The following is a 23,226-nucleotide window of genomic DNA, read 5'->3' as shown; positions in this document are numbered from 1 at the left end:
CAACTAACTCCACTTGGAAAAACTCGCCATATAAGGATCCGTAATACTACTTGCCCCATTTTCGATATGACCGGCATATTGATAAACAAAACTAGCATAATCTACCATCGTGATCACCACATCGTACCAACCTTTGTATTGGGTATACTCTAACTTTAATGTATGTTCTGCTTTAGGCTGTATTGTTATCTTTTGATTTTCTTTGCTATACACAACATCTTGCACATAGAAAGAAAGCGTTTCACTTGATTGATTCTTTATGATAACTGTTGCTGTTTGATCAGACTGTACTTTAAAATCAATCACTACATTAGGATCGTCTATTCTTCCTTTAAAATTTCTATAAAAGCCATTGAAACTGTGTACACTAAAGTTATAGCGTCCTTGCTCTAAATCTTGGCTTCCCCACTGATATACCAAAGGTTCCTTTTCATCTACACTGAAACTCCAATTACGGCCTGTTTCTCCTTTATACTTCTGATGAGCATATACCTGAATAGGAGCCAAATAGGCTTTATTCTTGAGTTGATTGGTATGAATATCCAGCTGCATCTGTACTCCTTTCTTATCAACTACTGCATTAGCATTGATTGTATAAGGCAATCCACAAGCTTTTTTTACTCCACTTTCTTGTTTCGGAAAATGTTTGAAATCATTCCATGCTTGATGCTGTTGCAACTCCTGCCAAGTATAAGCATGAAATCCTTGTGGTAGGTTTTTATCGCGAGCATTCAGAATACGCGCTACATATTTGTTTCGGTCAACAAAATCTAAATCCAATCTTTTCAAATCATTCGCTGGTTGAAAAATGGATGTCATATTACTACATGTTCCTCTTCTCCACGCTGAGATATTCTCTTCTACAACTTTCTTTCCTGTTTTTTTCTCGATGAAATATTCTAAAAATTGTAAGGTTGACGTTAAATCGCATACTTCTGAATTAACCCAGCCTCCTCTGGTCCAAGGGGAAGCAACGACCATGGGTACGCGATACCCTAAACCAATAGGACTCGCCAAACTGCTTTTACTATCCCTTGCTCGATCTTGTGCTAGCGTTACCCATTCATCTTGTGTATCTAATTTTCCAGATACCTTTCCTTGCTTTTCATCCGTACTCAATGGAGGAACAAACGGTGCGACATGATCAAAATACCCATCATTTTCATCGTACGTTAAAATAAAGATCGTTTTTTTCCACACCTTCGGGTTTTTCGTTAAAATATCTAATACTTCCGATACATACCAAGCCCCAAACCAAGGAGCACCAGGATGGTCTGAAAAGTTACAAGGAGCAACTAACCAGCTCACCATAGGCAATTGATCTTCCGCAACATCTTTTCTAAATTGATATAAGATATCTCCTTTAGGAACCGCTACCTTTTTGGTTTCTCCATTCTCTTGGTATTCAATTTCTTCTAATTGATGATAATCCGGATCAGCAATATTAGTGGTAAATGCTTTTTTGTGAATCTGTTGTTCAAAATCAGATAATTGCGCAAAAGCTGCTTCCCCATGTTCTGCTAGGTATTTTTCTAAGTTTAGACGTTCTACTTCTGCTTTTTTCTTAGCTTCCCCTGTTAGCGTTCCATCCTCTATCTGTTGTACTAAACGTTTTAATTCTAAGGTTTGGAATTGAATATGCGCCTTGTGAAAACGAACATTATACTGCTTGTAAAACTCTAAGTTATTATCGGTGAAATTGGCCAACCACGATTCTTCCATATCAGTAAACCCTAGAGGTAAACTCAATTCGTTTTGGTACACCTTCCAAGAGATATTATTTTCTTCTAATCGCTCAGGATAGGTTTTCCAACTCACATCTTTGTAATTGATTTGTCCGTTGTTTACGTGAGCAACTGAATTGGGATCACGCGGATTTTCGCGAATTGCTCCTGCCCAAAAATAGGATCGATTGGCACTTGTTCCAGTTAAAGAAGAACAAAAATGCTGATCACAAACTGTAAAAGCATCTGCAAAAGCATAGTAAAACGGAATATCTTCTCGCGTAAAATATCCCATAGTTAAAGGCATATGTGCGTATTCCTTATTTCCTGGTTTTTTCGCAATCAGCCATTGATCCATTTTACCCTCATTTCTTGCTTCCACCATATCTTTCCAGCTATGAGGTAAGCTTCCCATCCAAGTGATTTTTGTATTTTCAATATCCAATCGAAAAGGACCATATATCGTTTTATTTTCGTCTGTTTGAAACCAAACAGGCAATTGATTGGGTTGTCGAATTACGCGAGGATCATTAAATCCACGAACACCGCTCAGCGTTCCATAACAATGATCAAAAGAGCGATTTTCTTGCATCAAGAACACCACGTGCTCCGCATCAAGAAAAGTCGTTCCTGGGTCTGCTTCAATACTCAATGCACGTTGAATTGACGAAGGCATTGCATTGAGAACCGTCATCCCTCCCATAAAAAGGGATGACGTTTTAATAAAATCTCTTCTAGTTGTACTCATGCTTTCTTATTTTAACCACCAACTGATTCCTCTAATGTTATCTGAACCGCTAAACTGACGATCTAATGCTTCTTGCAAATGTTCTTGATTGCGGTTGTATTCTGAGCTTGGGTATTGCCATCTCGTTGGAGCAGTAACGCCTTGTTGTAATTTTAAAGCTGGGAATCCTGTACGCAAATAATCAAAATAAATACTCATACCCGCTTGATGAAACATAATCAAATACTTTTGCGTCAAGATTTGCTTCAATTGGGTCTGTAAATCTCCACCTTGATAACTTACCTTAGGCTGTTGTACATATTCCTCGTATTTTTCCGCTGCAAAATAATGTCCTAAACCTTTAGCATATTGAGCATAATACTCAAAATTCCCTTTGATTCCCTTCAAGTAAAAATCTGCCGCATTGCCTGCAATCCACCCTCTAGCTGATGCCTCTGCTAAAATAAACTGCAATTCAGCATAGCTCAAAATTACATTCGTTTCATTGGTTGGATCCTGATAATATCTACTCTTTACTTTAGAGATATTTTTACTTTGCACTAATTTTTCATTTTCAGCATAAGGTACAGTAGGATCTCCCCCATTATATCCATCGAAATTATTTTCAGCCAATCCTTGTTCCAAAGCTGAAGCTGTACGTTGAGCAAATGCAAATAATCTCGGATCTTTTAATTCTTTCAACAAATCAATAAAAGTACTCGACATATACATACTTGATCCATACGAACTAGAATTGAATTGAGGGTAACGGCTTCCTGCTTGATCAAAGAACGCAAGCTGTCCATTATCTGCATTATCCACCATCAAGATTCCCTTTTGATAGATTTCATTAAAGCGTTGAACCACGTCAATCCCTCCTACTTTTTGCTTTTTAGACAAGGTTAACAATACTTTCAATTTATATGATTCAATCAATTTTTCCCAACGATTTAAATTGCCATTGTAAATAATATCACCTTGAATCGAACCTTCTTTTTTCAATGTTTTTGACGCTTGCTCTAGTTCCTCTAAGATTCCTACAAATACAGCTTCTTGCGTGTCATATTTCGGAAATTGAATGGTTCCTTCTCCTTGTAAAGCTTCCGAAAAAGGAATATCTCCAAATGCCATGGTCAATTCATAAAAGAAATAAGCTTTTAAAAAATGACCTATTGCCAAGTATTCTGTCTTTCCAGTGCGTGTAGCCTCATCCATCATTTTTTGGGTTTGCATCAAATCTTTATAACGATCAAATCCCTTACTTCCCCATTTCAAATACTGATACGTGCTTTCTCCATCTGTTTGTATAATCATACGAGAAGCATACTCTTTATCTATATTTTGTAAGGAAAAAGCAGTCTTTTCAACTTTTGTTAGTAACAAATAAGGATCTGCCTCCTTGATTTTGTTTGGATCTTCATTCAATTGATCTAAATCATGACATCCCACTACGGTTAATGCCAAAGTAATTGCGTATAGTGTTTTTAAGTATTTTTTCATGATTATCAGTATTAGAATTTTACATTTAATCCCAGTCCAATCCAACGAGTTGAAGGATCTTGGATATCGTTCTTATTTGCTGTATCATAATCGGGATCAGAGTACAGTCCTTTTGATTTTTTCCACATCAATAAGTTATATCCTGTTAGAGAAGCAGATAATTGAGTGATTTTCTTTGATTTTATCATAGGCGTAAAATCGTAGGATAAACTCAAGGTTCTCAATTTGAAATACGTTCGATCAAATACGTTTGCAAATAATTTACTTTCTTTTTCTGTTACTCTAGCGCGGTAAGGATAGTTTTGCGCCCAACTTTGCCAATTTACAGCTCCTGTATGTTCTTTAAAAACACGCGTATCCGAAATCACATTTCCCTGCACATCAGTTACTAATTCTCCAGAAACTAGGTTCACACCACTTGGTACAAATACGGGGTTTCCTGTTGAATACTCTTCATCTCTGTAGCGAACAGATTCAGGATGCTTTCCTCCCCACCACATTTTTTCCACTACTTCAGAGCGCATTACACCGCCCCAAATACCATCAATTCCAATATTCAACCCCCAATTTTTATATTTGAAGCTGTTGTTCCATCCTAATGTCCATTTCGGGTCTTTATGCCCTAAATACGCCGCTTGTTTATTGGCTGTTGGCATTCCTGTTTTTTCGTCTAAGATTACTTTTCCATCTGGTGATTTCATCCAATCCACACCATAATACGAATCCACACGGTCATTCAAACGCAAGTCGCCAAATCGCTCTGCATCTTCGTGAATTTTTGTCAAGCGTCTCGTTCTTGCACTCCAGTTGATGGCTGAGTTCCACTGAAAATTATCATTTTTTACTACAGTACCTGTTAAAGAGATTTCCCATCCATTTGTTGTATATTCATTTCCATTCACCTTCATGTTATTGAAACCAGAAGCCTCTGAAACAGGATAATCAATAATAAAGTTCGAATCTAGCACGCGATAATACGTGACATCTACATTTAAGCGCTTCTTGTAAAAAGCACTTGATAAACCGACCTCATACGTTTTTGATTTCTCAGGAAGTAAATAAGGATTCAAAACGGCATTGGGATATTCTACCATTTGATTTCCATTGAAAGACGGATTCACAGGAGAATAGGTAGATTGCAATTGATAAGGATTTAAATCACTCGAGACATTGGCCCAAGACGTATATAATTTTAAATAATCAATTTGTTCAGGCATCTCTACTAAATTTGAGACAACCACACTCAAGGAAGCTGAAGGATAAAAGTAGGAACGCTGACTTTTCGCCAAAGCGGAAGACCAGTCATTACGCCCAGCAAAACTCAAGAAAAATGCGTTGTATAAATCAAATTCTATGGTTCCATACACACTGTTTACTGCTTTTTTCTCCAAGTAATTCGTTGCAGTAACAGGCCCTTTTGAATTTCCTAAATTGTGTACGCCAGGTACGGTTAATCCATCTGCTGCAACAAGTGAATTCGTTAAACGATAGTAACGAGAAGCAGCTCCTGCATTAATATTAATACCAAAATTATCTGTAATGCTCTTGCTGTACATCGCTAAGAAATCATAATCAATATCCAAGCGATCATTTTGCTCTAAACTATATCCACCTTCTCTTGATGTACTGTAGTTAAAATATGATTTCGGACTCTGCAATTCTGTGTTATTATTCGTCGAAATCATTGAAGCTCTTCCTTGTAACACTAAATCCTCCGTTGCTTGATAACTCAAGCTTAATTGTGCATTTGTAACATCTTTATTCCAAATGCGTTTAAAATATTCCGATCCAAACCAAGGATTGTTGTACCATGCATAGTTGTAACTTGCTTGTTTATACCCTTCCATTCCAGGAGTCCATAAATTATTTTTCAAATCACGTCCATTCACATCATCTCCCATCCAAATTAAGATTGTATACATATGTCCACTTGGATTATACTCATAATTTGGCACATTTGGCGCATGTACTCTACTATAAGAAAGCTTAGAATCTAACGTCAATTTATCTGTAAGATAGGTGGTTGATTTGAAGTTTAAGCTTCCTCTATACATACTTGTATTGGGTACTCGGTCTTTGTTATAAGAGAAATCCCCTCCTAAGCGATAGGATCCTTTTGCTGATTTATTGGAAACTGCAAAATTTGTACGGGAGATGATTCCCGTTTCCATAAAATCTTTCAAGTTATCGTGATACTCCCAAGCGATAGGCACCCTTTCGTAACGCGATTTATCATCGTACTGTGTTCCTTCCACGTTTCCGTACCAAGGAATTACACTTCCTGTTTGTTTATCTCGGATTGGGCTATTCCATTGTGCAATATTCACCCCTGGTTCAAATTTAGGTCCCCAAATCATATCCCCATCACTAATTCCTCCATCTTTTCCATCCCAAAATTCATACTTTCCATTTGATCCACTTCCATATTCATTTTGCGTTTTTGGAAACAACGTATACCCTGCACTAATCATTGTATTTTGAGATACCTCAACCGTTATTCCCTCCGTTTTAGCATTTTTAGTTGTAATCATAATGGCTCCATTACGACCTAATGAACCATAAAGTACAGAAGCACTTGTTCCTTTCAAGACGTTAATATTGGCAATATCTTCTGGCGACACATCATAAAAATCAGTAGTTACTGGAATTCCATCAATCACAATCAGTGGATCTTTCCCTCTTAAAGAAAATTTAGGCGCTTGCAACATCCCTGGAGGATTGGATACCTGAAGCCCTGCTACTTGACCACTCAGCAAGCTCCCCATATTCGGTGTAGCTACTTCTTGTACTTTTTTAACGTCTATATTTTGTGTTGCATATCCAATTTTCTTCTCTGCTTTTGAAATCCCCAAAGCCGTGATGACTACTTCATCTAAAGACGCTTGCTCAGGTGTTAATACAAAAGTAAAATTGGTTGTTTTTTGTACTGCTTTTTCACTGTTTTTGTACCCTATAAAAGAAACTACAATAAAATCTTTATCTTCTACTTCTAACGTGAATTTTCCGTTTAAATCTGTTGTTGTCCCCGCTGTTGTTCCTTTAATTACAACAGAGGCACCAGGTAACTCTAATCCCGTTTCATCTTGTACCACCCCTGTAATGTTTCGCTTTTGTTGCGCATAGGTCAGGCTGACACATAGTAGAAATACGGTATTCCAAAATAGTAATTGCTGTCTCATGATTCTTTTAATTAAGTTGAGACAAATATTGTTTTTTCATCGCGCTATCGTATTACGCAAAAAACAAGAATCCCGCGTTTTACTTTAACTAATTATTAAGAATTTCCTATTCATGAAACAATAAGATAACAAAGGATAATCAGGCATTATCGCTCAATCTCTTACAGCTATCGCTTGGAATTTGCAAAGAAAAATTTCCTTTTTATCCGATCAAAAGAAGTCATTCCTCTTAATTTTATTCCTAAAAATTAACGCTATTCAGTTTAAAATTCTAGTTGATTTTCATGGATGCTCCCAAACGCTTTTAGTAATTTTGTCTAAAATTTACATCCAAAATGAACGTAGTCAAACAAGTCGCAGTCATTTTTGGCTGCCTTGCCTTTGGTGAATTAATCATTTACCTCACAGACATCAAGCTTCCTTCTAGTATTATTGGTCTCCTTACTTTGTGGATCTTATTGCAAACAAAAGTGGTACAAGTACACGCCATTCAAGACATTTCTGGGTTTCTCATGCGCAATATGGGGATCTTCTTTGTTCCGCCTTGTGTAGCCATGCTCAATTATTTTGACTTACTACAAGCCTCTTTTATCCCCCTTGTAGTGGCAACTTTACTCAGTACAATTCTCGTTGTTTTTATCACGGGATTAACCCACCAACTTTTGCGAAAACTAAAAAAATGAGCTTCTTATCCAACCCAACATTTTTACTCTTTTTAGTTGTAGCCTTTTATGCAGTAGGTCTTACACTAACAGAGAAATACAAATGGATTATTTTTAATCCTATTATTCTATCCACAGCCATTCTCATTGCGTATTTGGTTATGCTGGAAATTCCCTATGAAAAATTTAGTCAAGCTGGACAATACATTGACTTTTTCCTTAAGCCATCTATTGTAGCTTTGGCCATTCCTTTATATCTACAATGGCCTGTAATTAAAAAACAGCTTTTTCCAATCGTGATCAGTCAATTTGCTGGTTGCGTAACAGGAGTTGTTTCTGTTGTACTTTTAGCGCATTGGACCGGTGCAGAACGCCAAATTATTTATTCACTCGTTCCTAAATCTGTCAGTACGCCAATTGCACTTGAAATTTCCAAAACCGTGCATGGCATTCCCTCCATCACAGCAGCAGCTGTTATGATTGCAGGAATATTTGGTAGTATGGTTGGTTTTCAAGTTCTTCGCCTCACCCGCATCAACAATCCCATGTCTCAAGGTATTGCCTTAGGAACTTCTTCACACGCCATGGGAACGATGAAAGCGATGGAAATCAGTAACAAATACGGTGCTTTTGCCAGTGTAGGAATGATCTTCAACGGTATCTTAACTGCTATTTTAGCCCCTATCATTTTATCACTTTTACTTCCTTTACTCCACTGAGTTGCTTTAGTTTTAAATTATTATTAAATTCAAAGCAGGAAATCTAATACAATCAAGCATTTTGAGTAACTTTATAGAAAATAATGCTACTTTAAAAAAAATAATACGCGAAATTAACTTGTACCACACTATTTCATAGATAGTCTACCGTACAAAACAAAAAATTGCAGATAAAAAAAAGAAAAACTAAATCTAAGCCACTGAAAATATGCTTCAAAAAGCAAGAAAATACACTGACAATACCCATTTAGCAGATTCATTAAAAATCACCATTTCGGGCGTAATTCCCTTCTTATTTTTTATGCCAAGTCAACAATTTGATTGGGCATTTGCTATGGCGGTTGGTGCTTTACTAACGGCTCCAGTCGACATTCCCAGTAACCTCAAGGATAAAATTAACGGTATCTTAGTAGGGGCATTACTCGTTCCCTTCGTTACCTTGCTCTTATCCTTAACCCAAGGACATTGGTACTTTTATCCTGTTTTCATCTTTATTATTTTTAGTTTAGGGATGATTTCAGTCTACGGACATCGAGCCAACCTACTTTCCTTCAGCGGGTTATTAGCTGCTAGTTTAGGATTGGCACACAGTTATGTCGGTAAAGATTTGTGGATTCATGCCTTACTCCTACTTTTAGGAGGTTTACTCTATTTGGTTGTGTCCCTTGCTTTCTATTTCATAAGACCTCGTCGTTATGGAGTTTTGCAAACCTCAGAGTGTATGGACTTAACTGCAGAATACCTGAAGTACCGTGCACAGTTATGGACTCCAGGCGTAAATGCAGATAAAATTGTTGAAGAACAACTCAACATCCAAATAAAGTTGAATGAAGTACATGAAAACCTTCGTGAATTTTTAGTACTCAACAAAGCCAATACAGGAAACTCCTCCAATAACAGACGTTTACTCGTAGCTTTCTCCACCCTAGTTGAAATATTGGAAATTGCCGTTTCTACTTCGTTCGACCATAAAGAACTACATCAACTCTTGGATAAGGATGATCCAACAATTATTCGCGATTATCAAGCGTTAGCAGAAGATTTTGCTGCTGCTATTAAGGATATCGGAGATTCGTTAAATATGGGGTTGAATTACAAGCCTAAATACGATTTTGATCGCAAATTAGTGGCTTTACAAGACAAGCTTACGGCCTTTATTGCGGATAGTAAATCTCCAAATAAAGTAGAAGCAGTGCTCTCTTTTTCAAATGTATTGCACTATGCGCAAAATCAGATTGATAAAATTCACATCTTAGAACGCATCTTAACTGAAAAGACATTTAGTGATAATGTAGAAGATCGCTTTAAGGAGTTAGAGAAATTCTTAACTCCCGTGCATTATCGTTGGGAGACCCTCGTTGTGAACCTCAACTTTACCTCTACGATTTTTAGACATGCTACGCGTTTAACCTTGACCATTTTAATCGGATTGATTATCAGTAATATCTTCAATCTGCTTAATGGCTATTGGATTTTACTAACCATCGTCGTGATTATGCGCCCAGGCTATGGATTGACAAAGACGCGTTCTTTTGAGCGTGTAATTGGTACCATATTAGGAGGATTGATTGCTTTTGGTTTGTTGTTTATTCTTCAGGATAACCACACGCTTATTGCTTATTTAACCATCTTAACGATGATCTTAGGGTATTGGTTTTCTCATACAGATTACAAAGTTGGGGTTACATTTATCACCATGTATGTCGTATTGATCTATGCTATCCTTACGCCTAATTTCATGGACTTGTTGATTTATCGCGTTATTGATACCTTGATTGGTGCTCTATTAGCTTTAGGAGCCAATTATTTACTATGGCCTTCTTGGGAGTTTCTTAATGTCAATGTACACTTGTCAAAATCCATTCAGGCCAATCAACAATATGTAAAGGAAATCAAAGAAATTTACAACCAAAAGAGCGAGCCTACCTTGTCGTATAAATTAGCGCGTAAATATGCCTTTATTGAAGTGGGGAACTTAATGGCTTCTTTTCAGCGTATGATTCAAGAACCAAAATCTAAACAGCGTTTGCGTTCTGAAATTTATGAATTAGCCGTATTGAATCACACCTTCTTATCGACAGCAGCATCGATTGGCGTGTATGTACAATCTCGTCATACCACCAAGGCTTCTGAATCATTCAATTTGGTGATGGATTACATAGACAAAAACTTACAGTTGACCAGTAATTTACTCAACAATACCCCTACAGAAGAGGATTTAATCACAGCAGAAGACCAAGAAAGCTACCGCGTGAGTATGAGTTATTTACAAAACGTTAGAGAATACGAGTTGAAAAAATCTTACACAGACGATACGCAAATTAAAAACTTGATGGAAGAATCGGCCATGGTAATTCAACAGTTGACCTGGTTGGCACATTTATCCGAAAAAATATTAAAGATAAGTAAGGTAATTCGAGATAAACGAGAAGAAATGCAACAGAAAAAGCTCGTTTTAAATCCAACAATACTATTTAAAAAAGGATAAGTTTACTTTTTTATTAGTTCAGTAAAAAGAGGTGTTTTTTGTCTTTTAAATTATTTTTAAATGCAAAAAACACCTCTTTTTATTGTGAATATTCAACATAAATCATCCATCCATTAGCAGATATACTTCTATTTTTTTAAAAATCAACAACTTTGATCTACTTTGTATCAAATTCCCTTTTTTTTTCGTATTTTGCAATAACTAATTAATTACGACGATGATGAATCCAACTAGACTTTTTGATATACCTTATTTCCAACATGAACATTTTCCTTTGGAAGATGCGCTGGTAACCAAAGTTAATGGTGTTTGGGAAAAGACGTCATCCGCCAATTACCTTCAAAAGGCCAACGCTTTATCGAGAGCACTTTTGAGATTAGGTGTTCAACCCAATGATAAAATCGCAGTTATCTCTAGTAACAACCAAACCAAATGGAATCTATTGGATATTGGTATTCTACAGATTGGCGCTCAAAATATTCCCATTTACCCAACGATTGCTCCAGAAGATTATCACTTCATTTTAAGTCATTCTGAAGCAACCTATTGTGTAGTATCGGATCAAGAAATCTACGATAAATTAATGTCTGTTATTGATCAATTACCTTTGATCAAAGCAGTATATTCTTTTGATTCTATTGCTGGATGTAAAAATCTCAATGAATTATTTGAATTAGGAGCAGATGAATCCAATCAAGAACAAGTAGAACAACGCAAGGCAGCAGTAACTCCTGATGATTTAGCTACCTTAATCTATACTTCTGGAACCACAGGAAGACCCAAAGGGGTGATGCTTTCACACAATAATATTCTTTCCAATGTACTGGGTAGTAGTGAACGTGTGCCTTTTACCAGAGAACAGCATTTCAAAGCATTGAGCTTCTTACCTTTATGTCACGTTTTTGAGCGTATGTTAATCTATTTATATCAATATAGTGGCGTAAGGATTTACTATGCAGAATCCATTGATAAAATGGGGGAAAATATGAAAGAGGTGAAACCGAATGTAATGACAGTTGTACCGCGTCTTTTAGAGAAAGTATACGACAAGATTTTTGCAACAGGTTCTGCTTTAACAGGCCTAAAAAAGAGCATTTTCTTTTGGGCTTTAGAACTTGGATTCAAATACCAACCCTATAACCGAGGATTCTTTTACAATTTACAATTGGGTATCGCCCGTAAATTAGTGTTCAAGAAATGGCAAGAAGCCTTGGGCGGAGAGATGAAAATCATCGTTTCGGGAAGTGCTGCTTTACAACCTCGTTTATCACGTGTATTTAATGCTGCAGGAATTCCTGTAATGGAAGGATATGGATTAACAGAAACCTCTCCTGTAATTGCAGTAAATGATGAGCGAAACAAATCCATGAAGATTGGAACTGTTGGAAAACCGCTAAGCAATGTAGTCGTTAAAATTGCCGAAGATGGTGAAATTCTATGTAAAGGACCTAATGTCATGTTAGGGTACTACAAAGATGAAGAACGCACCAAAGAAGAATTGAAAGATGGCTATTTCCATACTGGTGATATTGGAACCATTGATGAAGAAGGTTTCTTGAAGATTACTGATCGCAAAAAAGAAATGTTCAAAACCTCTGGAGGAAAGTATGTAGCACCTCAAATCATTGAAAACACCTTGAAGCAATCGCGTTTCATTGAGCAAATTATGGTGATTGGTGAAGGCGAAAAAATGCCAGCAGCGTTTATTCAACCAAACTTTGAATTTGTTAGAGAATGGGCAAAACGCAAAAATATCACGTTGGGGAATACCAATGAAGAACTCATCCAAAATGAAGAAGTACGTCAGCGTATTGAAAAAGAAGTAGAATTTGTAAACCGCAAATTTGGTAAGTGGGAACAAGTGAAAAAATTCGAATTGACACCAGATGTATGGAGTATTGACAATGGCCAATTAACCCCTACATTAAAATTAAAACGAAGAGTTATTTTGGAAATCTACAAAGATTTATACGAAAAGATTTATAGAGAATAATAAAAAAGGAAGCCGATGGCTTCCTTTTTTATATCGTTAAACAGTATACGGTTTGAATGTCCTAACATCAGGTTTACCCTCTAAAACAACAACCGTTAACCGTAAAACTGTTAACCGTTAACCATTAACTGTAAACTATCCACTGTTAACCGTTAACTGTAAACTGTAAACCATTATAATGATGTTCTACATGATAACTTGCATTATAAGCCATTTCTTTCAGTGTAATCAATCCCAATAAAGGATGAGGGATTAGTAAGCTCTCAAAATCAGCTTTTGCTAATTTTAAAATAGCTGCATTGTATTGTGCAATTAATGCCATCAATTGTTCCGTTAACGCTTCTTTAGATGCTGTAATCTCTTCTTTAGGCACAAATTGTTCAGGTGCCTTCCCTCCTTCTTTCAATTTTACCAAATAAGCGGCTTTCAATTCCTCATAGGTATCATTGCGTCGTTCTACACGCCCAAATTTTGCCTCAATAGCCGTTTCTGGCAACGTATAAACATAAACCAAGGGTTGCACCGCTAAAACTAAATGATTTAAATGCTGGGCTGCATTCCACTTTCCTGGTGAAGGGTGAAAGAGATACGCTTCTTCGGATAATTGATGAATATACTGCACGAATTCACCGTATTTTTTAGCTAATTCTTTCGTTATCTCTACTTGATTCATATACTTTTATTTTGATTTTTTTGTTGGTTCCTTAAATGTAAAAAAAATAGGAACGAATTGCAATTCGCTCCTATTTTATCTTATTTTCTTATCCTTATTATCTTGCTCTTACAATTGAGCCACAATAGCATACACCATCGGAAGTTTATTATCCAAGTGTTTGATGCGGTATTTATTCGGTTCAAATTCAACCGTATGTTGAAAACAAGCATAAGGAGAATAATCAAATTCTTCAACCTTCTGAATCGTTAACTTATTTTGAATTAAACTCGTCATCACCTCACTCAAGCTGTGATTCCAACAAACATAAGATTGGGTGATATCTGCTTCTTTATCTGCATAGGTACCGCTTTCTGTCTCAACAATAGCTTCTGCATTAAAATAATTGTACGTTACTTTTGAAAAATCGTCATCAAACATCCATACAACAGGATGAAATTCAACAAATACGAAATGTCCACCTGGTTTTAAAAAAGTAGCAATAACATGAGCCCACTTATCCATATCAGGTAACCATCCAATTACACCATAACTGGTATAGACCATATCAAATTTTTCATTTAAATGATTAGGCAAATCATATACATCACAACATACGAATTGAGCCGTTGATTCCGTTTCCTCTGCTAATTCTTTTGCTCTTTTAATGGCTTCATCCGATAAATCAACGCCTGTTACTTCAGCGCCTAATCGGCTTAAAGAAATCGTATCTTGGCCAAAATGACACTGCAAATGCAAGATTTTCTTGCCTTTAATATCGCCTAATAATTGGAGTTCAATCTCATTCAGAGAACTCTTCCCTTTCTTGAATCCCTCTACATCATAAAAATCGGACTGTATATGTGTTTCTGTGCGATTATTCCATGAGTTTCGATTGATTTCTATATAATTTAATTCTGGTTTCATTTTTTTGTTGTTTCGGTTTTTTGTTGTTTCGTTTTTGCTGTTTGGCTCCCAATTGCGTTCACCTTTTTTCCTACTCGGAAAGTTTGCTAAACGTACAAAAAAACGAATTAATATTTTGCAGGTTGCTTGTTTTTTCTTGATCCATAGTCCGTAAACCGTTAACTATTAAACCAACCATCCTTTTTTACCTTTGTACAATCGATAAGAACCTGGGCCAATCATCGCAATAGCTAAAGCTCCTACTAAATACAACATATTGAGTTCCGCTCCTATTCCACCAGTTGTAGTACTAACAGCAAAAGAACCACCTCCCTTTACTAAAACCATAGACATCACCATCGTAAAAGCAATTAACACACCGGATAAACGAGTAAAAGCTCCAACAATCAATAAAATAGGAGCGATAATCTCTCCTATTGGCACGCCCAGCCACAACCAAGTAGGATATCCTTTGGCTGCTAATTGCTCAATAATCATATCGTGTCCATGAATAATTTTGTGAATTCCATGAAAAATCATCAATCCACCTACTCCTAATCGTAAAATAAATTTTCCTAAATCTTGCATAATCCGTTTTATAAAGGTTAACTCGTTTTTAAAGGTCTAATTTCAATCTTACTTGGTAAAGCACGTGGATTCATTTTCAATAAATCGACCACTAATTCACCAATATCTTCTGGTTGAATTTTCCATGCGTCTTTTTCATTGGGCTCATGGTTATTAAAATGACTCGTCACAGAACCAGGTAAAATGGTCGTTACTTTGACATCATGTGCTCTTAAATCAAGCATTGCAGCTTGTGTGAATCCTACCACACCAAATTTACTCGCATTGTATCCACTTCCTGTAGCAAAGAAATTAATTCCTGCTAAACTCGCCACACTGATGTAATATCCTTTGTTTTGTTTTAATTGAGCAACACTCGCTTTCAATGTATGAAAAACTCCTGTTAGGTTTGTATCTATCATCGTATTCCAATCTTCTATCGATAGCTCTTCAATAGAGGCAAAAATACCTACTCCTGCATTGGCGATCACTACATCCAAGCGTCCAAATTTTTCAACAATCTGCGCTACCGCTTGTACTTCCTCTTCGTATTGCGTTACATTAGATGCGAGTGCCAAAACCTGATCCGTTGTTCCTAGTTCACGAGCTACGCGTTCTACCTCATCTAACGAACGACCTGAAATAGCCACGCGATAACCAGCTGTTATCAAAGCTTGTGCAATGCCTTTTCCTATCCCTTTTGTACCTCCTGTAATATAAGCTACTTGTGCTTGTTTTGTTGCCATAGTCTTTTTTAACTTTAGTTTTTACTAAATTAAAGAATAAAAAATACTTTTTTAGTTATTTCAAATTAATAAATCAAACAATAAAAAGCAATAACCATCACCAATTAAACGTTATATAGGATATCCCTCTCCGATTAACTAAATTTAAGCTACATTAAATATAATTTCACTTTTATTTAGGTGGACAAGACAAGCAATTTCTATACCTTAGTAGTACAAATTATCTAAACTAATTCATCTAATCTCAGAGTAATTACAATACTATTCTTAATTACTTCAAAAAACATTAAACTATGGCTGTTAAAATAAAAGGTTCAGGAAGTTATATTCCTACACAAGTTGTGACCAACAATGATTTTCATCAGTTCGACTTTCGTGATGAAAAAGGTCAACCTTTGAAAGATTCTAACGAAAGAGTGGCAAAGAAACTGGAGCAAATTACAGGTATTCAGGAAAGACGCTATATCACTTCCAACTTAACAACCACCGATATTGGTACAATTGCGGCGCAACGCGCCATTGAAAATGCACAACTAGACATTGAAAAACTAGATTATATCATCTTTGCACATAATTTTGGGGACATGAAATACGGTACCGATCAATCGGATATCGTTCCTAGTTTAGCTGCACGCGTGAAGCACAACCTCAAAATTCAAAACCCCAATTGCGTTGCTTATGACGTGCTCTTTGGATGCCCCGGATGGTTGCAAGGTGTCATTCAAGCCTATGCATATATGTCATTAGGTATCGCTAAATACTGTTTGGTTATTGGGGCAGAAACTTTATCTCGCGTGATTGATTTACACGATAGGGATTCGATGATTTACGCAGATGGTGCTGGTGCAACAGTACTAGAGGTAACTGATGAACCTGGGGGAATTATCGCTACCAAGAGTTGTAGTTTCACTGCAGATGAGGCTTATTACATTCACTTTGGTGAATCGTACAAAAAAGAACCGCAACAAGATACGCGTTACATCAAGATGTTAGGCCGTAAAATCTATGAATTTGCTTTGACTGAAGTCCCAAAAGCGATGAAAGCTTGTTTAGATGATAGTGGGGTTGACATTAATCAAATCAAGAAAATCATCATTCACCAAGCCAATGAAAAAATGGATGAAGCCATCGTAAAGCGCTTTTATGAGCTATACGACAAAAATATGCCAGAACACATTATGCCGATGAATATTCAAAAATTAGGAAATAGCAGCGTAGCTACACTACCTACCTTGTATGATATGATTGTCAATAAACAATTGGATAACCACAGTTTCGAAAAAGGAGATTATCTCTTGTTTGCCTCTGTTGGAGCAGGAATGAATATTAATGCATTTGTGTATCAAGTGTAAAGAATAAATATTTTTCATAAAAATTTAAAGGGCGCATAATGATGCGCCCTTACAAATTAGTATATTCTATTCAAAAAATTACTCCTTTATCGACCATCTTTTTTAAAACGGGGCAATTTATCTTTACATCATTTACTTTTAAATCATTAAAATTGTTTATCGTTTAACCTGATACCTGAAAATTATTATTTCATAAATATTAATTACACCTACAAGAATTAGATAAGAAGAAAGATAATTACTCTTTACTATCTTAACTATTCATTTTTAACCTCCTTTATTCTAGTAATTATTGAATCTAGTAATTGTGGAATTTTTTGCTCTACAATATCATTATAAGAAACAGAATAAGCATTCCACATGTCCACAACACAACAATATTCTTTTTCAAAACAATACTTATCCTTGTATTCTTGCTCTATTAAAAAATATAGCAATTCGCAGAAAACTCCTAGTTCTGCTTTTTTATACCCATCTTTTTTAGAGACTAACCATAAAGCACCTAAATAATCCTTATTATTTTTTTTATAACTATAAAATGAACTTGGCGCTAAATAAATAGGAAGCTCTTTATAGATAAAAGTTTTTATTTTCTTCTTTATTGGCACATTATACTTCAAAGAACTATCAGGCCTTAACTCACCTAGATCAAAATCTTTAAAGTTTTCTAGTATTTGGATATTCCTATCTAAATTAGTTCTTGTATTTTTAAGTTTACACTCATTCAATTTTGAACTAAGTTCTGAAATCTTACTATCATATAAGCCTTTATTCTCTGTTTTAAATACATTTAAAACACAACTTTGACTACTGATCCAATAATCTCCACCTCCTTTACTATTATTTTCTTCCTTTACCTCAATATGTTTTTTTTCTCTTGTCTTAAGTTTTTGAGCAAATTTATTTTTATTTTTTCCATCAGCTCGTCTGTTAAATTCAATTAACTCAGTAACCTTAATATTTTCTATTTCTTTCATATCATTTTTTTAACCTCATGACACCTTTCAAAGCATGAGGAGAAATTAATATTTTATACTAACTTATATTATATTCTCTACTACGAAACGCACAATCATCTATTCTAATATTAGGGTAATAAAACCTTGTATATCGAATTGCATCTTGACAACTACTTATGATAACTTAAATCATGTGGTTTGATGGTTGATAATAACACGTTGATTTATGTACCTCACCATTAATTAGACTGAGAATTTCTATTAAGTAAAACTATTCATACTTATGTCTTTATTTCTTTCCCAACTACCTTAACTGGAGTTCTATTTTGTTTAACATCCATAAATCTTCCCGTAATAGTATCTCTTTTAACATATTGCTAAGTTTTGGGATTAAAAGTCTGAGAACAATCTTCTACTGCTCCAATACGGCAATTATTGCCATAAGGTTTATTCGCAGCCATGAACCATTATAATTTTTAAAATGAACAATCATTTCCACGGAAAAGGTATAATTGAGAATACGCTTCATAAGCGTCAAACGCTTAATATAAAGCTCAGTATGTTTGCCGACATGCTGAGTTTTTATTTTATCCCTTTAATAAAATTAACTCTTCATATACTTAGTACTTTAGTTATTCAAAATTAACATTCCATTCTACATTAAACAAATCATAAGCAATTAAAAATCAGATAAGTTATCAAATAATGTTAATAACTTAATCTAAAGATTAATTGTTATTTTATTTCATCGTCATTTCCTCTCTTTGTTTTCTATTTCTACCACAAATATAAATAGTACTTATGCAGAATCACTGCATCAATAATCGGAATCCATTATTTTAATTCCATTTTTTGATTTTTCATTTAAAATAGTTAGGGTTAGAACCTCAATCTGTTCTCTTAAACTCACTAATAATACTTCTAATTCATAATTTAGTTTCACCTGTAATTTAATCTGATTTGTCTCCTTATCTATTGAGAACCATCTAAAGATTTCACTTATATATAAGAAAGTAGCTTTAAGTTTTTAACTTGAAGAAGTATATTCTTTATTGTTTGTTCTTCTAGTTGCGAAACTCTATAACATCTTCGAAATATTCTTCATAATTGGTATTTGAATGCTGTTAAAAATTCCAAGTTCATCTAAAAACTCTCTATTCTGACTATACAACAAAGCGTTTATGATAATCTATATATCTATTCTTGATATCTATTTAAAAAAGCTTCACACTCTTTATAAAAACTAATTATCAACTTCTTAATGGAATCAACTGTAACAACACCTTCATCTACATTACTCTTGACTTTTATCTTACAGATAAACATAGATTTTTGTATTGTCTTCACATTCTTCTTGACTTCAAAATCTTTATATTGTGTAGTAAAATATGTCCTAACCAAAGCTAAAAATTCATTTACCCTTTCAACTTCTCTTTTATCTTTTTGGAAATGCAAATAAAACTTCAAATCACCTCCTTGTAGTTGCAACACAACTTCTTCTCCATAAAAGGGTAATAGAAATTTACATCCAAAAGCCGTTAGCCATTTAGATGGCACAATATTCAACAAAGGATCTGATGTATTACCTGGATTTACGACATATCCACAATTAATAAAGTGCTCATTATTAATCAATTCAAGATATAACCTTGCATTAAATAACCTTCTTCTAAAACGCTCATCATTATCTAAATCACTTTTAAACAAATCATTTGCATTTTTTTCATCAGATTTTTTTTGATTTATATACCATCTTAAAAGCGAACAATAATGCTCTATAAATAATTTTTTATCTACACAATTTCCATTATACTTTCCTGTTTCAAGTTCTTTCAAAAGATCAACATAATCAAATACTTCCCATTGAGTTCCTTCTATAACTTTAGAGGCTAGTTTTTTATCAAAACAGAAGAGTATCTTATTGATATTAGCAGTATAATTCTTCTTTAACCCTTCGTCATATTCCTTTAATTGTTTATCATCAGGCGCTGACTTAAACTTGTTTTCTATAACTACAACTTCCTTTTCATTAGCACTCTCACAAAAAACATCAAATCTTATTCTTTTGGCCTTAGACCTAATTTGCTTCTTATAACTTATACTTTTTTCTAATTTTGTAGGAGTATAATTCAAAGCAGGTAGTTTCAGAAAATCTGTCCTAAATTGATGTTCATTATCTATTAAATAGGCCAATATAGCAGAATGTACTAATTCCTTATCACCCTTTTCTAATATCTTGAAAAAATTAAATTCCCCCATCTCCTTTTTTTTACTGTTTCTCTTCTTTTAATACTATGATTTTTCACAGTAAATACATTACCGTTTCAAGTACACTTAAGTAAATATAACATCAACTCAATCCTCCCACAACTATAAATTCGTCATCTCTCCAAAACGCTGAGTAAACGAAAAAAACACCATCAACATAGTAGAAGATAGTCATTTATCAATAAAATGTGAACTATCCTATTTCTATATCTCATAAAACATACTCGTACTGCATTCTATGTTAAACTCATTGGTTGTAAATACCCAAATAACATTTCCACTTTCTTCAAAAGAATCTGGTAAATCTACTGTGAGTGTATGAGTCTTACGAGTAACAATATGATTCAAAATATGAAATACCTTATTTTTTTCTCCATACTTTATCACAGTAAGAAGATCTATTTCCTCTGCTAAGCTTTTCCATATAGTTGGAGTTTGCCAAGCTAATAAGAGCCTACGTTTGACCATCTGCACACTTTCTAAACCAATAGGAACTAGTATACTCTTAGTCAAAATCACTCAATCTAAATTAAGAATTAATTCATTTTCTTCTTTTACAAATCCCTCCATCAAATGATAAGACATTGCTAAATTCTTTCTTGATTTACTCCCCTGCAGTATTCCATAATAACAATTTAAAATAGAAGTTAATGGACATAAAAAATCGACAACTAACTTAAATTTGGTACGTTGATACATCTAGGCAAGTGTCGCTTTTTTGGAACTTTTACGAGGAAGACCTCGAATAATATTTTTCCCGCCCCAATTTGCACCAATAACGGTTCCTACTTTTCCACTTACACTACCTAAAATCCCCACTCTGATTTCTGCCATCGTTTTCTTTTTATATCCACTTCCAGTAGCTACCCTTGAACCTTGAACTACGATCAAAATTATCACCATTAACTCTTACTTTTTTAGTTCCCTTTCTCTAACCTCTCATTTTGGGAGTTCTTCTCCCATCTTTTCGTCTTTTATCTCTTCTCATTTAATTTTTGAACGAAAATCACTATCATTCTAAAACCAATACCTGTATTTATTTTCCAAATCATCTCCTAATCAAGGTTGTATCACCTTCAGAAAAAGAGTTTTCTATCGAAGGTGATACAAATCTGATTCAAGAGAAACACAACTAGTTTACTTTCTTATTTAAGCGTTATCTCAGATGTATTTTACTACATCTTTCATTGTAAATAATATATTCATAATCATTTATATACCATATTTTATGCGAATGTATTGGTATAATGTATTAAGAAATATGATAACCAAAAAACACTCCCTTTTTTATTGCCTTAGATAAATGCATAACTCTGTATTCCCTTATAATAGATTTTATTGATACAATTATTCTCTTTAATGGATATATTCTCATGCGCCCTTTTTTGTACTATTCACCCATTTTCTCAAAACAACCTCATTTTCAACACAATCTGAAAAAACTTTTTTTTAACTTTTTACAAAACAATCTGTTAGTAAAAACACTCTAGCTTTTATGTTTATTTCTTTTTTTATAATTTAAAATAAATTATTACCAAACAACAGCTAAATTAACAAAACATCTTATACTAAAAAGTAATAATTTATTTTATTTTATACATAAAATTATATTTATGTTTGTCCTGCAAATGAAATGAAAAAGAAAAGAAAATTTTAATTAACAATAATAAAAAAGCTATGAAAAAGAAAATTTTATTATGCACATTAGCAGGGTTTTTACTGTTTAGTACTGCCTCATGTAGTAGTGATGACTCAAGTACTACAGAAGTTGAAATTCCAAATACACTAAAAGATCAGTTCTTTGACATTGAAGGAGCTACTTTCAAATCTGGAACTATTCAAGCGGGAGAAAAAAATGCGATTACACAAATTAATGTCAACAATTTTGTGATTAATGGCGGAAAAGCCATCATGACAATAACGAGTAATGCGGAACTTCAATCTATTTTAATTGGCCTAAAAGGACATGATGGTTTTTACGAATTTAAAACGACTAATGAAAGTCAAACAAGAGATCTACTCTATAGTTATGAGGTAGTTTTAGACTTATCTCAAAAACTAGATTTAGCTGTTTTTGAGTTGGAAATTGTCGGCTATATTACCGATGGGACAAGAACAGTGATTTACTATAGAGAATTCCAATTAATTCCAGCTGGTACTGGTGAATTGCAAATTTCACTCTCTTGGGATAAAGAGGATGATGTAGATTTACACTTAGTAAAAAAAGATAACAATCGCCTCTATTATGGAAACAAACATTTATTTAATTCAGAAGGAATTGAAGTTGCTGAGTTAGATATTGATTCCAATCCAGGTTGTCAATTGGATGGCATTAAAAACGAAAACATCTATTTTCATCAATTAGAAGATGGTGAATATGCCATTTATGTTGATCTATACAGCAAATGTACGAATGCAGAAGCAGGTAGTAAATATATTGTAAATGTAATAGTTGGAGGTACAAGTATTCGTTTATCCGACCATATGATGGGGAAATTTGCGGATGAAAATCCTGGAAGTGGTAACGACCCTAGCCAACATGTATTTATTGGAGCATTTTCAATTGTTGATGGACAATTTTCATCTGTTGTAGCATCGGAAAGAACGTCATTCACTGATACATTCCGCTTAAACGAAAGGTTAGTTTACAAAAAATAGTACTTCACTTCCATTATATAACTATGATTATCTAAGCATAGTAGTACTATTCAATTGAATTTTAAATTTTTTGTCTTTAATTTTCAATAATTTATGTCAAACGTCAGTAGAAAAGCACCCTTTTTT

The 23,226-nt window shown here is 34.4% G+C and carries 17 protein-coding genes; 6 read left to right on the top strand and 11 right to left on the bottom strand.

Going from position 1 to position 23,226, the window contains the following annotated elements:
• Positions 1–3: 3 nt before the first annotated feature.
• From AWV75_RS04875 to AWV75_RS04865, 3 genes are read right to left on the bottom strand one after another with little or no spacing between them, the layout of a single operon-like run.
• Positions 4–2,472: a phosphocholine-specific phospholipase C gene (locus AWV75_RS04875; RefSeq protein WP_060873312.1), complete on the bottom strand. Its 2,469-nt coding sequence runs from the start codon at positions 2,470–2,472 to the stop codon at positions 4–6.
• 6 nt (positions 2,473–2,478) lie between these two features.
• Positions 2,479–3,951, bottom strand: coding sequence for a SusD/RagB family nutrient-binding outer membrane lipoprotein (locus AWV75_RS04870; RefSeq protein ID WP_060873311.1), 1,473 nt, complete (start codon positions 3,949–3,951; stop codon positions 2,479–2,481).
• Between the two features lie 11 nt (positions 3,952–3,962).
• On the bottom strand, positions 3,963–7,130 hold the full coding sequence (locus AWV75_RS04865; RefSeq protein WP_060873310.1) for a SusC/RagA family TonB-linked outer membrane protein: 3,168 nt from the start codon (positions 7,128–7,130) through the stop codon (positions 3,963–3,965).
• A gap of 335 nt (positions 7,131–7,465) precedes the next feature.
• Here AWV75_RS04865 and AWV75_RS04860 point away from each other — a divergent pair, with 335 nt between their 5' ends.
• The 4 genes from AWV75_RS04860 (at position 7,466) to AWV75_RS04845 (ending at position 12,992) form a co-directional block, all read left to right on the top strand.
• Entirely contained in the window at positions 7,466–7,813 is a 348-nt protein-coding gene (locus AWV75_RS04860; RefSeq protein ID WP_060873309.1) for a CidA/LrgA family protein, read from the top strand.
• Positions 7,810–8,511, top strand: coding sequence for an LrgB family protein (locus AWV75_RS04855; protein ID WP_060873308.1), 702 nt, complete (start codon positions 7,810–7,812; stop codon positions 8,509–8,511). The genes AWV75_RS04860 and AWV75_RS04855 overlap by 4 nt, the downstream gene beginning before the upstream one ends.
• Before the next feature lie 208 nt (positions 8,512–8,719).
• Positions 8,720–10,999 (top strand): FUSC family protein, encoded by a 2,280-nt coding sequence (locus AWV75_RS04850; protein ID WP_060873307.1) that lies wholly within the window; start codon positions 8,720–8,722, stop codon positions 10,997–10,999.
• Between the two features lie 217 nt (positions 11,000–11,216).
• A complete protein-coding gene (locus AWV75_RS04845) occupies positions 11,217–12,992 on the top strand; it encodes an AMP-dependent synthetase/ligase (RefSeq protein ID WP_060873306.1) in 1,776 nt (591 codons plus the stop codon).
• Positions 12,993–13,137: 145 nt separating this feature from the next.
• Here AWV75_RS04845 and AWV75_RS04840 read toward each other — a convergent pair whose 3' ends face one another.
• The 4 genes from AWV75_RS04840 to AWV75_RS04825 all read right to left on the bottom strand — a co-directional run bounded on the left by AWV75_RS04840 (position 13,138) and on the right by AWV75_RS04825 (position 15,863).
• Positions 13,138–13,665 carry a DinB family protein gene (locus tag AWV75_RS04840; protein WP_060873305.1) on the bottom strand — a complete coding sequence of 176 codons (528 nt, stop codon included), beginning with the start codon at positions 13,663–13,665 and terminating at the stop codon, positions 13,138–13,140.
• A 108-nt stretch (positions 13,666–13,773) separates the two neighbouring features.
• The gene (locus tag AWV75_RS04835) at positions 13,774–14,571 is read right to left on the bottom strand and encodes a class I SAM-dependent methyltransferase (protein ID WP_060873304.1); all 798 of its coding nucleotides are present in this window, start codon (positions 14,569–14,571) and stop codon (positions 13,774–13,776) included.
• A gap of 165 nt (positions 14,572–14,736) precedes the next feature.
• Positions 14,737–15,138, bottom strand: coding sequence for a DoxX family protein (locus AWV75_RS04830; protein ID WP_060873303.1), 402 nt, complete (start codon positions 15,136–15,138; stop codon positions 14,737–14,739).
• A gap of 17 nt (positions 15,139–15,155) precedes the next feature.
• A complete protein-coding gene (locus AWV75_RS04825; protein ID WP_060873302.1) occupies positions 15,156–15,863 on the bottom strand; it encodes an SDR family oxidoreductase in 708 nt (235 codons plus the stop codon).
• A gap of 293 nt (positions 15,864–16,156) precedes the next feature.
• On the opposite strand from AWV75_RS04825, the gene AWV75_RS04820 reads away from it, so the two are divergent.
• Complete coding sequence (locus AWV75_RS04820; RefSeq protein WP_060873301.1) at positions 16,157–17,215, top strand: 3-oxoacyl-ACP synthase III family protein; 1,059 nt, start codon at positions 16,157–16,159, stop codon at positions 17,213–17,215.
• Between the two features lie 257 nt (positions 17,216–17,472).
• Here AWV75_RS04820 and AWV75_RS04815 read toward each other — a convergent pair whose 3' ends face one another.
• The 4 genes from AWV75_RS04815 to AWV75_RS19095 all read right to left on the bottom strand — a co-directional run bounded on the left by AWV75_RS04815 (position 17,473) and on the right by AWV75_RS19095 (position 21,345).
• Entirely contained in the window at positions 17,473–18,192 is a 720-nt protein-coding gene (locus AWV75_RS04815) for a hypothetical protein (protein ID WP_060873300.1), read from the bottom strand.
• Positions 18,193–19,371: 1,179 nt separating this feature from the next.
• Positions 19,372–20,433 (bottom strand): PD-(D/E)XK nuclease family protein, encoded by a 1,062-nt coding sequence (locus tag AWV75_RS04810; protein ID WP_060873299.1) that lies wholly within the window; start codon positions 20,431–20,433, stop codon positions 19,372–19,374.
• Positions 20,434–20,646: 213 nt separating this feature from the next.
• The gene (locus tag AWV75_RS19100; protein ID WP_231738007.1) at positions 20,647–20,955 is read right to left on the bottom strand and encodes a hypothetical protein; all 309 of its coding nucleotides are present in this window, start codon (positions 20,953–20,955) and stop codon (positions 20,647–20,649) included.
• A gap of 186 nt (positions 20,956–21,141) precedes the next feature.
• Positions 21,142–21,345 (bottom strand): hypothetical protein, encoded by a 204-nt coding sequence (locus AWV75_RS19095; RefSeq protein WP_231738005.1) that lies wholly within the window; start codon positions 21,343–21,345, stop codon positions 21,142–21,144.
• A gap of 774 nt (positions 21,346–22,119) precedes the next feature.
• On the opposite strand from AWV75_RS19095, the gene AWV75_RS04800 reads away from it, so the two are divergent.
• Positions 22,120–23,100 (top strand): hypothetical protein, encoded by a 981-nt coding sequence (locus AWV75_RS04800; protein ID WP_060873298.1) that lies wholly within the window; start codon positions 22,120–22,122, stop codon positions 23,098–23,100.
• The last annotated feature ends 126 nt before the right edge of the window (positions 23,101–23,226 follow it).

This window comes from Myroides odoratus (assembly GCF_001549985.1).
Taxonomy (GTDB): domain Bacteria; phylum Bacteroidota; class Bacteroidia; order Flavobacteriales; family Flavobacteriaceae; genus Flavobacterium; species Flavobacterium odoratum_A.
This window is presented reverse-complemented; position numbering and strand designations above follow the sequence as displayed.

What these genes read in the sequence shown, in the direction of transcription:
- AWV75_RS04825 (WP_060873302.1), bottom strand. Translation starts at nt 15,863, where the DNA reads ATGGCAACAAAACAAGCACAAGTAGCTTATATTACAGGAGGTACAAAA.
- AWV75_RS04875 (WP_060873312.1), bottom strand. Translation starts at nt 2,472, where the DNA reads ATGAGTACAACTAGAAGAGATTTTATTAAAACGTCATCCCTTTTTATG.
- AWV75_RS04860 (WP_060873309.1), top strand. Translation starts at nt 7,466, where the DNA reads ATGAACGTAGTCAAACAAGTCGCAGTCATTTTTGGCTGCCTTGCCTTT.
- AWV75_RS04870 (WP_060873311.1), bottom strand. Translation starts at nt 3,951, where the DNA reads ATGAAAAAATACTTAAAAACACTATACGCAATTACTTTGGCATTAACC.
- AWV75_RS04865 (WP_060873310.1), bottom strand. Translation starts at nt 7,130, where the DNA reads ATGAGACAGCAATTACTATTTTGGAATACCGTATTTCTACTATGTGTC.
- AWV75_RS04820 (WP_060873301.1), top strand. Translation starts at nt 16,157, where the DNA reads ATGGCTGTTAAAATAAAAGGTTCAGGAAGTTATATTCCTACACAAGTT.
- AWV75_RS04830 (WP_060873303.1), bottom strand. Translation starts at nt 15,138, where the DNA reads ATGCAAGATTTAGGAAAATTTATTTTACGATTAGGAGTAGGTGGATTG.
- AWV75_RS04855 (WP_060873308.1), top strand. Translation starts at nt 7,810, where the DNA reads ATGAGCTTCTTATCCAACCCAACATTTTTACTCTTTTTAGTTGTAGCC.
- AWV75_RS04835 (WP_060873304.1), bottom strand. Translation starts at nt 14,571, where the DNA reads ATGAAACCAGAATTAAATTATATAGAAATCAATCGAAACTCATGGAAT.
- AWV75_RS04815 (WP_060873300.1), bottom strand. Translation starts at nt 18,192, where the DNA reads ATGAAAGAAATAGAAAATATTAAGGTTACTGAGTTAATTGAATTTAAC.
- AWV75_RS04850 (WP_060873307.1), top strand. Translation starts at nt 8,720, where the DNA reads ATGCTTCAAAAAGCAAGAAAATACACTGACAATACCCATTTAGCAGAT.
- AWV75_RS04845 (WP_060873306.1), top strand. Translation starts at nt 11,217, where the DNA reads ATGATGAATCCAACTAGACTTTTTGATATACCTTATTTCCAACATGAA.
- AWV75_RS04840 (WP_060873305.1), bottom strand. Translation starts at nt 13,665, where the DNA reads ATGAATCAAGTAGAGATAACGAAAGAATTAGCTAAAAAATACGGTGAA.
- AWV75_RS04800 (WP_060873298.1), top strand. Translation starts at nt 22,120, where the DNA reads ATGAAAAAGAAAATTTTATTATGCACATTAGCAGGGTTTTTACTGTTT.
- AWV75_RS19095 (WP_231738005.1), bottom strand. Translation starts at nt 21,345, where the DNA reads ATGGTGATAATTTTGATCGTAGTTCAAGGTTCAAGGGTAGCTACTGGA.
- AWV75_RS04810 (WP_060873299.1), bottom strand. Translation starts at nt 20,433, where the DNA reads ATGGGGGAATTTAATTTTTTCAAGATATTAGAAAAGGGTGATAAGGAA.